Here is a 13,233-nt window from a genome sequence, read left to right on the forward strand (position 1 = left end):
TAGTGACATAAAAACAAAGTGTTATTACATTTTGGGATATAGAGGTTGACCAATTATATTTGGTCATTATGATGGCGAGAGAAATATAATGGAAAGAAGTGACAATATCATCATGATGCCTTTCGAACCGAAAAGACCTTATCAGGAGATAGGGTTAGTACTAAGAAGAGAACTGATTGAAGGCCTGTATAAGGTCGGAGATAGGTTGCCTCCAGAACGCGATATTGCTGATCGTCTAGATGTAAGCCGCACTGTGGTGCGTGAAGCGATCATCATGCTGGAGCTTGAAAACTTAGTTGAGGTGAAAAAAGGGTCAGGTGTTTATGTCCTGAACATTCCTACTCATTCTCGCGAGAATGTGGTCAGCGATGACGCTGGTCCATTCGAGATGCTGCAGGCCCGCCAATTACTGGAAAGTAATATCGCGGAGTTTGCGGCAACTCAGGTCACTCCGGGCGACATCATTAAGATGCGCTCTGCACTCGAACTCGAGCGCGAAGAGCTTGCAAGCGGTACTACTGATTGCAGCGGAGATGAAAAATTTCACATGTGTATTGCAGAGGCTACTCAAAACTCTGTGCTAGTAGATATGTTGAAACAGTCCTGGGATCGACGCGAAAAGAGTCCAATGTGGAATAAACTCCACTCTCACATCAGTGGTCAAGATTACCGTGAAGAATGGTTAGATGATCATGCTCGTATCCTCGCCGCCTTACAGCGCAAAGACCCTGTCGCTGCTAAGAACGCAATGTGGCAACACCTTGAGAATGTTAAACAGCGTTTGTTAGCGCTGTCAGACATTGATGACCCAAACTTTGACGGTTACTTATTTAGTTCAAACCCAGTGGTGCTGCTGAGTACTGAAAGTTAGTTCTGAAAGCTAACGTTGAATTCAGTTTCACAACTCTTTTGGGAAGCTGATTAATTCACTCGGTTGCAAATAAGTCATCGTCTTTAGACCGGCGTAGACCGGTGCTATCTCGGCAGTAATTTTCATTGCTGTCATTAAGAAGTCGTTATTGCATTTAGCTTGATTAATTCGAGCCGGCTAAGTGCGTCTTAAAGAAAGGTAAGTCTCATGGAACAAACGTGGCGTTGGTACGGCCCTAATGATCAAGTTTCGCTAGATGATATTCGTCAAGCGGGCGCAACTGGTATTGTGAATGCATTGCATCATATTCCAAATGGTGAAGTTTGGACAAAAGAAGAAATCTTGAAACGCAAAGCCATTATCGAAGAGAAAGGCTTAACGTGGTCGGTAGTCGAAAGTGTGCCTGTGCACGAAGAGATCAAAACTCAAACTGGTAACTACCAGCAGTGGATTGATAACTATAAACAAACTCTGTCTAACCTTGCTGAGTGCGGCATTGACACGGTTTGTTATAACTTCATGCCAGTGTTGGACTGGACGCGTACCGATTTAGAATTTGAAATGCCTGATGGTTCTCGCGCACTGCGTTTTGACCAAATCGCATTTGCGGCATTTGAGCTGCATATCTTGAAGCGCCCGGGTGCAGAATCGGACTATTCAGAATCAGAGCAAGCGCAAGCGTTGGATTACTTCAATAACATGACGCCAGAGCAAATCCAACAGCTGACCAACAACATCATCGCGGGTCTGCCGGGCGCTGAAGAAGGCTACACACCTGAAGCGTTTCAAGCACAGTTAGACCGCTATGCGGGCATCGATAAAGATAAACTACGTGAGCACATGTCCTACTTCCTTGCGGAGCTGATGCCTATCTGTGATGCGAGCGGTTTGAAGATGGCGGTTCACCCAGACGATCCACCGCGTCCAATTCTAGGCTTGCCTCGCATCGTTTCTACGATCGAAGACATTGATTGGTTGACCGAAAATGTACCAAGCAAAATGAATGGCTTGACGATGTGTACAGGGTCATACGGTGTGCGTGGCGACAACGACTTGGTTAACATGATCAAAAAGCACGGTGACCGAATTTACTTCACGCACCTGCGTTCAACCAAGCGTGAAGAGAGCAACCCAATGACATTCCACGAAGCGGCCCACCTTGATGGTGATGTGGATATGTACAACGTTGTGATGGCTATTTTGGATGAAGAAAATCGTCGTGCAGAAGTGGGCGATCACCGCCTGATTCCAATGCGTCCGGACCACGGTCATCAAATGTTGGATGACTTGAAGAAAACCACTAACCCAGGTTATTCGGCAATTGGTCGATTGAAAGGCTTGGCTGAAGTGCGCGGTTTAGAGATGGCATTGAAACGTGCTTTCTACACTAAATAACAACTATACCTCGCTTTAAAATTCCCTGTTAAAACCAGAACTTATGTTCTGGTTTTTTTGTATCTGGTCCTCTTAAAGATTGTGTCCATGAATCTCACTATTGACATGGGTAGAGTGATCGTTCTACCCTGTAAGTAGAGCAATCATTCTACCCCTTGTCGGGTATTGAGAGAGCATTATGTTGAGAGAACAGATTGCAGCAAGCCTTGAAGTAGCGTTCAGCCAGCAAGGTTTTGCTGAGCCGAGCGTTGCACAGCTGAAAACAGCGTGCGATGTAAGCCTAAGAACCCTGTATAAACACTTCCCTTCAAAAGAAGTGATGATTGTTGGTGCATTGGAATACCGACACCAACGCTATCTCGATTTTTTACTGGAGGCGTCGCCAGAGGCCGGGTTGGAGTCTGTCACTCATATCTTCAACAAGCTCCAACAATGGTTAGAAGAGTATGCGCCGCATGGTTGCATGTCGATGAATGCGATTGCTGCGTTCCCAGATAATGAGCTTATCAACCAAGCGGTTACGCAACATAAAGAACAAGTTCGTTTGCTTATGGGAAAGCAGAGCCTGCGAGATGATCTCGCGACCCCACTGTTTTTACTTCATGAAGGCGTATCAAGCGCGTGGCCGGTCTTAGGCGAAGAAGCGGTGGCATCAGCACAGAATATGGTTACAAAATTACTCGAGGAAACACGATGAAATTCGAACTACCAAAGACGATGAAAGGCGTAGAGATGTTGGGTCACGGTGGAGCAGAAATGCTTGGCTACCGCGAAGATATCGCGGTTCCTCAAATCGAACCTAATGAAGTGCTGATCAAAGTGATGGCAGCAGGCGTTAACAATACGGATATCAACACACGAATCGGCTGGTATTCAAAAAGCGACGATTCAGACGACGCAAGCTGGTCGGGAGAAGCGTTGAAGTTCCCTCGTATCCAAGGTGCTGACGTGTGTGGTTTCATCGTTGCAGTCGGCAATGAAGTCTCTGCTGATCGTATTGGTGAGCGTGTTCTTATCGAACCTTGCTTAACGGAAGTGTACGGACGAAATCTGCCACAGCCATGGTATTTCGGTTCTGAGTGCGATGGTGGTTTTGCTGAATACACCAAAGTCGCAGCTAAGCACGCTTATGCGGTGAATAGCACTATGTCGGATGTTGAGCTAGCGTCTTTCCCATGTTCTTACTCGACAGCAGAGAACATGCTGACTCGCGCGAATGTGGTTGAAGGTGATCGCGTGCTTATCTCTGGCGCATCGGGCGGTGTCGGTTCGGCGGCGATTCAATTGGCGAAAGCGCGCGGTGCTTACGTAATTGCAATTACTAGCCCAAGCAAGAATGAACAGTTACTTGAATTAGGTGTTGATGAAGTGATTGCTCGTGATGCGGATTTGGTCAAAGCATTAGGTGTAAACAGTGTGCATGTGGTTATCGACTTGGTTGCCGGTGACAAGTGGCCTGAATTCCTTGAAGTACTGAAACCACACGGTCGTTATGCGGTCTCTGGCGCAATTGGTGGCGCTATGGTTGAGCTTGATGTTCGTACTTTGTATCTCAAGGATCTCAGCTTTTTTGGTTGCACGGTTTTAGAACCACAAGTCTTCCAAAATCTGATTAACCGCATTGAGAAACAGCAGATCGGCGCGATTGTCGCGGAGTCTTATCCGCTAGCCGATATCCATAAAGCGCAAGATAAGTTCTTAAAGAAAAAGCATGTTGGTAAGATCGTGTTGGAAGTGGCAGAACGCTAGTTTTAGTCAGCTTCACGGTTTAGATTTACGGAAGAGCGAGCAAGCGTTATGTGCTCGCTTTTTTGTTTCTAGTGAGTGCTGGTAGGCTCAGTCTCGCAGCCCGTTGAGTATCAGATCCTATACAGCTGAGAAATTAATGATTCATTTGTCACTGTGTGGTTTATGAATTAACTGTGCGATAATCACCGCCGTTATATATCCCGAACTGTTTGATAATCATCTAGGAGCCGTATTGATGTTTAAAAGGGTATTGCAGGTATTATTCTCACCTTTTGTTGATTCAAAAAACAAACCCTCTGCAGAGCCAGCCCAACAAGAGCAACAACAAACCGTTGCTACTGATTCCGTTCAGTCTTCAATCTTTGTTCCGCCTTCGTCCGCTCAGCCACCATCATTAATCGTCGATAAGACGCTTAGCCTTCACGATGGTCAGTTCCTTGATTGTCTGTTTGGAGAATCTCGCCTTCGAACGGAGTCAGACCCATTTAGCGACTTTGTGGCTTGCCAAATCGAACGCTTGATTCGTTCTCCGAAAGTGCTGCTTAATGAGTTGCCTGTTATGCCCGCTTCTGTCACTACATTAATGGGTGAATTGCAGAACGATGAGTTTGATGTCGATGCATTGTTAAGAGTGATTGAGCGCGAGCCGAGTATGGCTGCCGATGTGATTAAACTGGCTAACAGTGCTTTCTATAAACGTGGTGAAAAGCAGGTTACCGACCTAAAAACAGCATTCCTAAATATGGGCTCTCAAGGCCTTGTTGAGGGGGTGGTGAATTCTTACATGAAGAACTTTACGCCGGGCAATAATATTTACTGGCGTCATTTCGGTGAGAAAATTTGGAATCACAGTGTTCAAACTGCTTCTTTTTCTAAGGAGTTAATGAAAGAGTCGCCATCTCAAGAAGACCAAGCTACCGCATATTTTGTTGGGTTGATCCGTAATCTAGGTAAGATGATCATTTTCCAAATGATGGTAGAAGCCTTACAAGCATCTTGATCCTTCTGTTCCGCCTAACTCGTTAGCATTGAAGCGCCTGATGAACAGCTACTCTATTCGCCTGACTTACACTATTGCTAAGTTCTGGGAGCTGCCAGAATCTGTGTTGACCGCAATTGGTTACCAAGAGTCGAGCCGATACGAATGCACACCACTTGGTCAAGCTGTGTTTGAAGCTAACTACTTGAGTGAATTGTGCTATTTACTGGAAGAACAAACGATTGAAGTCGAGCAATTTAAGCGCAGATGCAAAGAGACACTGATGTCTCCGGCGGCATACAAAGTGGCTAACCGTATCTATAAAGAGTCTGAGTTATCGCTAGTGAGCTAACCCCTTAGCCTATTCGACCTGCGCTGTGACTGAACATAATGATTGGTTGCAGCTTGGTTGTGAAATACAGTTCAGCTACGAAATACGCTTACAAATGGCTAATCCACAACTGATCGAGTTCGCACCAACCGAAACCATTCACTTGCGCGCCGTGTATCTTTTCAGAAACTTCCAAGTTGAACGCCTCTTGCTTGAGCTCAACCACAACCCCAGAGTCATTCAACCAATGCTTGAGTTCCAACAGTGTATTCATCGCTAACTTAACGTTGGGCTGGTTTCTTATTGAGACTAAGCCTTGTTCTATTGTTTTTAGCATCTCGGCAGGTAGATATAAATCCTCAAACGGGAAGCGAGTGAAAAAGCTTAACCACGAAGTGAAGGCGTCGTTCTCATCAATAATGCTGCACAACACGACGTCTTTGGTAGTTAGGTAGTGCCCATATTCCACGCTGTTTTTTTTGTCGCCGGATACTGATAACTGATCGAAAAGGGCTTGGCATTCAGAGGTGTCTTCAACGGTGAACTCACGAACGGTTTTCGACAACATCGGGTTTTGAATCTTAAAGAAGGTTGAGCCGAAATCCGGTTGGGAAGCATGGCCATCCCCACGCACGGTGGTCGTCTTCTCGGGCAGTTTCACGCACACCTGATTTTGAGCGCAGGCTTTGCTCTGTGCCCATTCCGGATAGACCCACAACTCGACTCGATTGAGAATCGGCGTGCTGTGTGAATAGGCGCTATTGCGGCTCAATCTCAACATCTTGCTTGAGAAGATGTCTAATGAGAACGCGCCAGATCCAATCAGCCTATCAGTCGGTGATGAGTGATCGAATACGGAGGCTTCAGCCCTAGCAAGTAGGCGCGGTAAATGCCAATCAGGTTGATTCAACTTTACGACAACCACATTGCCTGCCGAGACAGAGACCTCATCAATATGCTGATAACAGCGACGCCATATTTTGCTTTGGCAGAGCGAGTTAAGGTTGCGTGCTATGTCTTGAGGTTCGAGTGTTCGACCGTTATGAAAGTGAACACCATTGCGAATTTGAAAGTGCCACTGTGTCGCATCTAGATTAGGCTGCCAATGATAAGCCAGATCGCCGCTGAGTTTGCCGTGCTTAACTGAGGTTAGGCGTTGGCAAACTTGCATCACTAAGAAACGTTCGGTGCGTCTAAGCACACGTTGAGGATGAAGCGCTTCGAGTTCTCGGTGAAAGGGGATGTACGCGATATTTTGCGCCGGCGGATTGGTATTGCTTAGAAAGGCTTGTAACTCAGCGCCAGCATTGCGGCCGTTGAAGCTCAAGGTGCTAAATACCTGTTCTATGTTGCCTGCGTCAGCTTGGGTTTGTGCGTATTGGTAACACGCCTCAATAGGCTCAACCAGACACGTGAGTTGTGCCTTCTTGCTGCGGCCTGAACTGGCTTGCCACTCAATCCAACCTTGCGTTGTCATCGCTTTGAGCAAGGTCTGAACGTGACGTTCACTCACGTGCAGTAGTGTGGCCAGTTGGTTGACCTGACAATGTGATACTTTAGGCCCAAAAGCCTGAAATATCTTTTCATACAGTTCAAGCTTGCGCTTAAGGTTGCCCAATGTGCTTTTCCTAACGACGAGGTTGAGTTAAATGTGGATAGCCAGAATCAATGAGTGCTTTTTCCATCGTATCGAGAACTCGAGAGGTTATCTCTGAGCTTAGGATATTCGATTCAGTTTTGCCTTGAAGGACTAACTCTGAAAAATGGTCGATTTCAAACTCGAACCCATTCCCTGTCACTCGGTAGTTGATGGTCGACTTTTTGCCTTGATGCTCAATCTCAATAAAGGCCGGATTCCACCATTTTTCGTGAATGGAGATCTTGGTTTCGGGCCCACTTAAGTGTGCTGTTCGGGGAAGGTTTTGCACTGTTGATGCCGATATCTTACCGCTTATATCACCAGAGAAGGTAAAGCATGCATTGGTATCAACATTCGCTCCCTCATAAAGACACAACATTTCTACCTGAGGTTTTGAAGGGTTCACACCCAGTGTTCGACACAGGTCGTAGAAGAACCAAAGCCCATAGACCCCAACATCGAGCGTTGCTCCGCCTGACAAATCCGGATTGAAGATAAACAAATCGGGCTCATAGTCGTGATGGTTACCAAAGCTGGCTTCGATGGAATCTATCTGAATATTGTTGTCGACCAAGAATGATTGGAGCTCACGATACGCGGGAAACACCACGGTTTTCATCGCTTCTAACAGCATCACGCCATTTTGCTTGGCGAGGGCTTTCATCTCAAGCCAGTCAGCAATGTTGGTAAAAGCCGGCTTCTCCACCAATACATGTTTTTTATTCTTTAAAAACAGTTCGGCAAGTGGCTGGTGGTATGGGTGAACCGTAGCGATGTAAACCGCTTCAACTCCTGGGTCATTCGCCATCTCTTCATAAGAGCCATAAGCCTTGTCGCAACCAAACTTATTGGCGAACGTGGTTGCGCGTGAGTGATCTCTTGCGGCAACCGTATAAAGCTCACCATGCAGAGAATGCTCTGTGACTGCGGTTGCGAATCGATTGGCGATATTACCTAGCCCTGCGATGCCCCATTTAATTTTGCGTTGCGTGTCGCTCATCAGTTGCTCCAAATCGTTGTTTTGTATCAGTGTACTCAGAGACGCCACATACAAATAGAGAACAGATTTCTCAACCTGTTCTCTATTTATTTTATTCTAGTTGAAGCTCAGGATCAGCTCTGTATTGAGTGTTTCCAATCGGCTAGGGCTTTAATGTGCTTTGGCCCGATGCCACAACAGCCACCGACGATATTCGCGCCCAGTGCGTGCCAACGTTTAGCGTAAGTTAAGTAACCTTGGCCATCCAGTTCACGCATCTCCTGAAACATATCATTCGCTTCATGTTCGCTGCTGATAGGTGCAAAGTTATTGGCATAGACACCAATGTCTAAATCACGGCCTAGCTCATCGATCACTTTCTTAGCATCGATAATGGCTTGATCCATCACTTCAGGCACTGAACAGTTAAACATAATGCCTTTCGCGTTCGATTGGCAGGCAAGTTTGATGGCGTCTGTTACGCTCTCGCCAGAACGAATATTGGCAGAATCACCCTTGGTGTCTTCCAAACTGAACGCGTAGTAACACGGCTTATCTGACTGCTTGAGTACCGCATGAATGGATTCGAATTCTTGCAGGCTACAAATCGTTTCCGCTATCCAAAGGTCGATGTTTGGAGCTTGGGCATCATAAAGGGTTTGAATGATAGGGGCTGCTTCTTCGACCTTAAACAAGTCTGGTCGGTAGCTGCCAAATGGCGGTGGAATCGCGCCTGCTACTTTCACTGTGTGAGGGGCATTGTCAGCAACTGCCTTAGCCAGTTCGCCAGATAGCGCTGCTAATTCAAAACCTTGTTGTTTGAACAGCTCTTCACCCAAATGAAAAGGTACACAGGCGTAGCTATTGATGATCAGGATTTCAGCACCAGCATCGACAAAGTTTTGATGCGCTTGGCTAACAAAGTCGGGAGCTTCAATCAGCGCTTGAGCGCTCCAAAGAGGCTGTGAGAATGGCGCGCCAATTTCTTTGAGTTCTCGGCCCATGCCGCCATCAAGTATGGTTAGTGTTTTCATATTCAATACTATCTAAACAATTGCTGAAGTTCTGCCGCCACCATATCAGACAACTTTGCTTGACTAAAGCTGTCCAAGCACGAGCTTTTTAACTAAGCCGATACTGCATAGATAGGAATAATAAAATATTGCACCTCTGGCGCTATGTTGTATTGGATTTGGGGGATATATTATTAATCTAGAGCCAGTGATTAATTCGAACTCAACAATCTGTAGAGGAAAGTGCATTGAAGTTAACGAATAAACTCGTACGTTACCCGCACATTGATGTTGAGCGTGCGTTTGAAAAAGAAGATGAACTATTGCAGCAGATACAGAATGGTGAGATTGGACAAGCTTTAATGTTGTGGCAAGCCAAAACGCCGACACTTGTTTTGCCTGCAGGGAAAAAGTGGCCAGTGACGTTGGAGTCTAGAAAGCAACTTGAGGCACAAGGTTGGCAACTCTCTTCGCGTAAAACGGGTGGTGCTCCTGTTCCCCAGTTACCGGGAGTCATTAACCTATCGCACATTTATCATTGGCCTTCTGACGAAGCGTATAATATTCAAAAAGCGTATCTGCATTTATGTGATGTTTTAACTCAATTTTTTAAAGAGTTAGGCGTTGATGTCGATGTGCACGCAACCCCCGGTTCTTATTGCGATGGCGATTACAATCTCAACATCAATAAGCAAAAAATAGTGGGAACGGCTCAGCGTGTTTTGCTGAAACGCGGGGGCGGTCAGATCGTACTTTCGCAAGCCTGTATCTTGTTAGATGCTGACTTAGAGCATATCGTTGCCCCTGTGAACTTTTACAATCAGATTTGCGCCAATCCAACCGTTGTAGAGCCACATGTTCATACGCTTTTATCTGAACATGTGACGCCCATGCCCAACGTAGATTCACTCTTTCAACAGTTGAGCCAAGCTTTTATTAAGCATGCATAATGCTATGTGTCTGCCATGTTCAATGGTGTTCGGCGGGCAATTTTTCTTGTAACAGCTGCTCGATAACTTCCACCAGTTTACAGTTTTTAGCGGGATTCAATGCATCGGCATGAGGGTCTTTGAATAACCCCGAATCATTATCAAAATACTTTCCTGATGCGTTGGCAAACTCATCAGACAGTGATGCTCGACATAAAATATCAGCACCAATTCCTAAGTCATTGCCATCTAACCCATATGCGTCTTTAACCAATTTACTGCCAAGAAATGAAGCCGGATTGACGGGAATTATAGATGGACCGTTAGACCCGAGTTGATGAGCTAAGTTGATAGACCACATCGTCAGCGCGAGCTTACTTTGCGCGTAAACTGGACCATCTAATTCGCCTGCGTTCGGACTGATAAGCGCTTCTAAATCTACGGTTGATTGGGCTGCTGAAGATAGGTTGACGATACGACCTGTCGCATCAAAAAGAGGTAGCAGCATTTGCGTGAGTAGATAAGGGGCGATGGTGTTAACGACGAATCGAACGTCTAAGTTCTCTGCAGTGGTAATCTCGGATACCTTATAGACCCCAGCATTGTTGATCAGTACATCAAGTTGTAGGTGCTTGTCTCTGATTTGTTGTGCGAGAGTCTTCACTTCTGCGAGGGAAGATAAGTCTGCGATGTAGCTTTCGATCACCGCATTTTTACACAGTCTAGATAGTCCCGTTTTAACCTTGTTCAACTTCGCCGGGTTGCGTCCATGAATCAGGATATGGTGGCCTTGTTGAGCCAACATCCTTGCCGTTTCTAAACCAATACCATCCGTCGCACCAGTGATGAGGATTGTTTTGTGCATTTTTCTTCCTTTGAAACATTACCCGTGTAACTTTTATAACAAAGATTCGGTGCACAAAATTCATACTAGTTCACATGATGGGAGGAGCAACGGTTAGAAAATGTGCTGTAAATGAGAATTATGACAATACTGAATCGGATAGGGTAGCCGGATATTATACTGCAACTTTTCTAAAGCTATTGGGGGGTGGTTTGTAATGGAAAGCTTTAGCCTGCTGGTGGAATACTCTTGCAAGAAAAAGCCTCAACTAAATTAATTAGTTGAGGCTTGGTCGTTAGTAGCCTTGTGTCAGCCAATGTTGACGTTGTTATTTTTTAGAGATTAATGAGCGTGCACAGCTGAATCTTGGTATAGCTCTGCATCAACTTCTTCGCCTTTGTTTGGACGCGGTACAATCTCAAAAGAGGTGTCAGCTTCTGTCAATGAAGACAGCAGTTTGTTAAGTGATGTCTTATCACCTTTCACGCCTGCTTGTCCGTCTTCTAACAGTTTTCCAAGGCTTGTTTTCTTAAGCACGATGTCAGACACGTCAGACTTATTGATGATCAGTGTTGTATCTGCATCTTGCAGCTCGTTCACTTGAATGTTGTTCAGGTTACCGTTAGACATTTCAACGTAGTAAAACTCTTGTACATCTGGTAGCTGAATATTCAATGTAAATGGTGTTTCTTGCGCTTTTAGCGAATCCACTTTTACTGCTAAGTAATCGAGTAGGTTTTCAATGGTCATGTTCGCTAACACATCCGGAGATGCAGTCTTTGGTGCGCCCGGTTGTGTGCCAATACGGAGCTCTTGAGCACCCGTTAGATAGATGTTTCTCCAACCAGCACCTTCTGATTGATAACCCAATTGCTCGTAAGTATCAGCCAATAAGCCGCGTGCAACTTTGTTTTCTGGTTCTGCTTGAATCACCTTATTCAGTGCTGTTGCAACGAAGCGGTATTCACCTTCTTGGAAGTCTTGCTGTGCTTTTTCAATCACAGCGTCGCTGCCGCCCATGTACTCAACAAACTTCACTGATTCTGGCTTGATTGGTAATGGGTTTAAGTTAGCTGGGTTCATGTCGAAGTAACCAAGGTACATGTTGTACACCGCGCGAGCGTTGTGAGAGTAAGTGCCGTGGTAACCGTTGGTGTGCCAAGACTGTTGAATGCTGTCTGGCATTACCTTGTAAATCTCGTCCCCGATATCTTGCAGAACCACACCGTTATTGGCTAAGCGAAGCGTTTGGTTATGAGTAAAACCGTAAGCGTCACGCTGCATTTTTAGGTAATCAGAGATCTCTTGTTCGCCCCAAATTGGCGATGAATGAGACGCAAACAGCACCTCAGTATCTTCACCCCAAGTGACTAACATCTCGTTGATCTTCTTAGACCATTTCAAGCCGTCACGTACTTTAGCGCCACGCAGCGTGTACAGGTTATGCATGCCTTGGTAGGTCAGTTCGCCAGTCCAAAGTGCTTTCATGCTCGGGATATACGTCACCATTTCAGAGGCCGCTTCGGTACCTGAAGCATCCATGAATTGCATTTCTAAGCCGTCAATAACCAGAGTTTCAATCTCTTCGTTATGGTTCAGTTCGTAGTCTGGCAGTACGTAAGTAATGCTACCGGTTGATAGACCTTTCGACAGTGCCGCATCAACAATACCGTGTTCGTGTCGGTTCAGGGTTGCGCCATATTGATAAGCAGTACGACGAGACATGGCATTACCCGCCAATACGTTTTCGTCGACGATTTCTTTAGTAATGTTTTTCGAACCGTACACTTTTACATCTGGGTACGCGTCTTTGATTGCTCTTGCGCCACCAAAGTGATCAGCATGTGAGTGAGAGTAAATCATTGCAACGACTGGCAGTTCGCCGCCATCAGGCACATTGTTCTTGAAGAATTTGAGTGATTTAGCGGCTGCTTCTTTGGTAAGAAGAACGTCGTAAGCGATCCAACCGTTGTCACTACGAATGAAAGAGATAGACGCTAAATCTGCCCCTCGAACTTGGTAAACTTTACCCGGAACAACTTCATATAAGCCTTCTGCTGCTTGGTTCAATACCGCTTGGCGCCACAGTGAAGGGTTTACTGAATCTGGTGCTTGGTCTGCATTCGTCACACTCGGGTCGATGAAGTTAAAGCTATTACGAATGATGTCGCCCGTCTCTTGATCAAAGCTAGCAATCAGACCCTTGTTGTTATTGTCGAAAGCGCGAGTGTCGGAAAAGTTAAGTGTTTTTGCGAACTCTTGGTTTGCTTTAGTGGTCATCTCGGTTGCGCTTTTACCACCTTGATCGCCAATTTCGCTGAAGTGTGCGTGGTCATGGTTAGCTGCAACTGCAGGGAATGCCAGCGAGATAGCTAGGAACAGTGATGCATTTTTGAACGTGCGAGAAGTTTTCATAAGAGCCTCTTCATTTCAGAATTTTGTTTCGTTGAGGCGATTATAGGAATAAGACATATAGCAAAAAATAAAGTAAGCTTTATTTAACA

Annotated in this window: 10 protein-coding genes and 1 pseudogene; 6 read left to right on the forward strand and 5 right to left on the reverse strand. The window is 45.7% G+C overall.

Annotated features, from left to right (window positions below; genetic code table 11):
* Nucleotides 1–88: 88 nt before the first annotated feature.
* The 5 genes and pseudogenes from AC3CH3_RS19365 to AC3CH3_RS19385 all read left to right on the forward strand — a co-directional run bounded on the left by AC3CH3_RS19365 (nt 89) and on the right by AC3CH3_RS19385 (nt 5,346).
* Complete coding sequence (locus AC3CH3_RS19365) at nt 89–871, forward strand: FCD domain-containing protein (protein ID WP_488539033.1); 783 nt, start codon at nt 89–91, stop codon at nt 869–871.
* Nucleotides 872–1,078: 207 nt separating this feature from the next.
* Entirely contained in the window at nt 1,079–2,266 is a 1,188-nt protein-coding gene (gene uxuA, locus AC3CH3_RS19370) for a mannonate dehydratase (RefSeq protein WP_488539034.1), read from the forward strand.
* A 178-nt stretch (nt 2,267–2,444) separates the two neighbouring features.
* Nucleotides 2,445–2,963 (forward strand): TetR/AcrR family transcriptional regulator, encoded by a 519-nt coding sequence (locus tag AC3CH3_RS19375; RefSeq protein ID WP_019821681.1) that lies wholly within the window; start codon nt 2,445–2,447, stop codon nt 2,961–2,963.
* Nucleotides 2,960–4,015, forward strand: a complete 1,056-nt coding sequence (locus AC3CH3_RS19380) for an alcohol dehydrogenase family protein (protein ID WP_488539035.1) — start codon at nt 2,960–2,962, stop codon at nt 4,013–4,015. The genes AC3CH3_RS19375 and AC3CH3_RS19380 overlap by 4 nt, the downstream gene beginning before the upstream one ends.
* Before the next feature lie 235 nt (nt 4,016–4,250).
* Nucleotides 4,251–5,346, forward strand: a pseudogene (locus AC3CH3_RS19385) (HDOD domain-containing protein).
* Between the two features lie 88 nt (nt 5,347–5,434).
* Here AC3CH3_RS19385 and AC3CH3_RS19390 read toward each other — a convergent pair.
* The 3 genes from AC3CH3_RS19390 to AC3CH3_RS19400 form a co-directional block, all read right to left on the reverse strand.
* Complete coding sequence (locus AC3CH3_RS19390; protein ID WP_488539036.1) at nt 5,435–6,943, reverse strand: SgrR family transcriptional regulator; 1,509 nt, start codon at nt 6,941–6,943, stop codon at nt 5,435–5,437.
* Between the two features lie 10 nt (nt 6,944–6,953).
* Nucleotides 6,954–7,964, reverse strand: a complete 1,011-nt coding sequence (locus tag AC3CH3_RS19395) for a Gfo/Idh/MocA family protein (protein ID WP_488539037.1) — start codon at nt 7,962–7,964, stop codon at nt 6,954–6,956.
* A gap of 113 nt (nt 7,965–8,077) precedes the next feature.
* A complete protein-coding gene (locus AC3CH3_RS19400; RefSeq protein WP_488539038.1) occupies nt 8,078–8,977 on the reverse strand; it encodes a homocysteine S-methyltransferase family protein in 900 nt (299 codons plus the stop codon).
* A gap of 227 nt (nt 8,978–9,204) precedes the next feature.
* Between AC3CH3_RS19400 and AC3CH3_RS19405 the strand changes: the two genes are divergently transcribed.
* Complete coding sequence (locus tag AC3CH3_RS19405; protein WP_029405403.1) at nt 9,205–9,906, forward strand: lipoate--protein ligase family protein; 702 nt, start codon at nt 9,205–9,207, stop codon at nt 9,904–9,906.
* Nucleotides 9,907–9,925: 19 nt separating this feature from the next.
* Here the strand turns inward: AC3CH3_RS19405 and AC3CH3_RS19410 are convergent, their stop codons facing one another.
* Nucleotides 9,926–10,750, reverse strand: a complete 825-nt coding sequence (locus AC3CH3_RS19410; protein ID WP_488539039.1) for an SDR family NAD(P)-dependent oxidoreductase — start codon at nt 10,748–10,750, stop codon at nt 9,926–9,928.
* A gap of 321 nt (nt 10,751–11,071) precedes the next feature.
* Complete coding sequence (locus AC3CH3_RS19415) at nt 11,072–13,144, reverse strand: alkyl/aryl-sulfatase (RefSeq protein WP_488539040.1); 2,073 nt, start codon at nt 13,142–13,144, stop codon at nt 11,072–11,074.
* Nucleotides 13,145–13,233: the final 89 nt, after the last annotated feature.

This window comes from Vibrio sp. QJM3NY_35, from assembly GCF_057785915.1.

Excerpts from the sequence above, each read along its gene's own strand:
- AC3CH3_RS19375 (WP_019821681.1), top strand. The coding sequence starts at position 2,445 with ATGTTGAGAGAACAGATTGCAGCAAGCCTTGAAGTAGCGTTCAGCCAG.
- AC3CH3_RS19400 (WP_488539038.1), bottom strand. The coding sequence starts at position 8,977 with ATGAAAACACTAACCATACTTGATGGCGGCATGGGCCGAGAACTCAAA.
- AC3CH3_RS19410 (WP_488539039.1), bottom strand. The coding sequence starts at position 10,750 with ATGCACAAAACAATCCTCATCACTGGTGCGACGGATGGTATTGGTTTA.
- uxuA (WP_488539034.1), top strand. The coding sequence starts at position 1,079 with ATGGAACAAACGTGGCGTTGGTACGGCCCTAATGATCAAGTTTCGCTA.
- AC3CH3_RS19415 (WP_488539040.1), bottom strand. The coding sequence starts at position 13,144 with ATGAAAACTTCTCGCACGTTCAAAAATGCATCACTGTTCCTAGCTATC.
- AC3CH3_RS19365 (WP_488539033.1), top strand. The coding sequence starts at position 89 with ATGGAAAGAAGTGACAATATCATCATGATGCCTTTCGAACCGAAAAGA.
- AC3CH3_RS19395 (WP_488539037.1), bottom strand. The coding sequence starts at position 7,964 with ATGAGCGACACGCAACGCAAAATTAAATGGGGCATCGCAGGGCTAGGT.
- AC3CH3_RS19380 (WP_488539035.1), top strand. The coding sequence starts at position 2,960 with ATGAAATTCGAACTACCAAAGACGATGAAAGGCGTAGAGATGTTGGGT.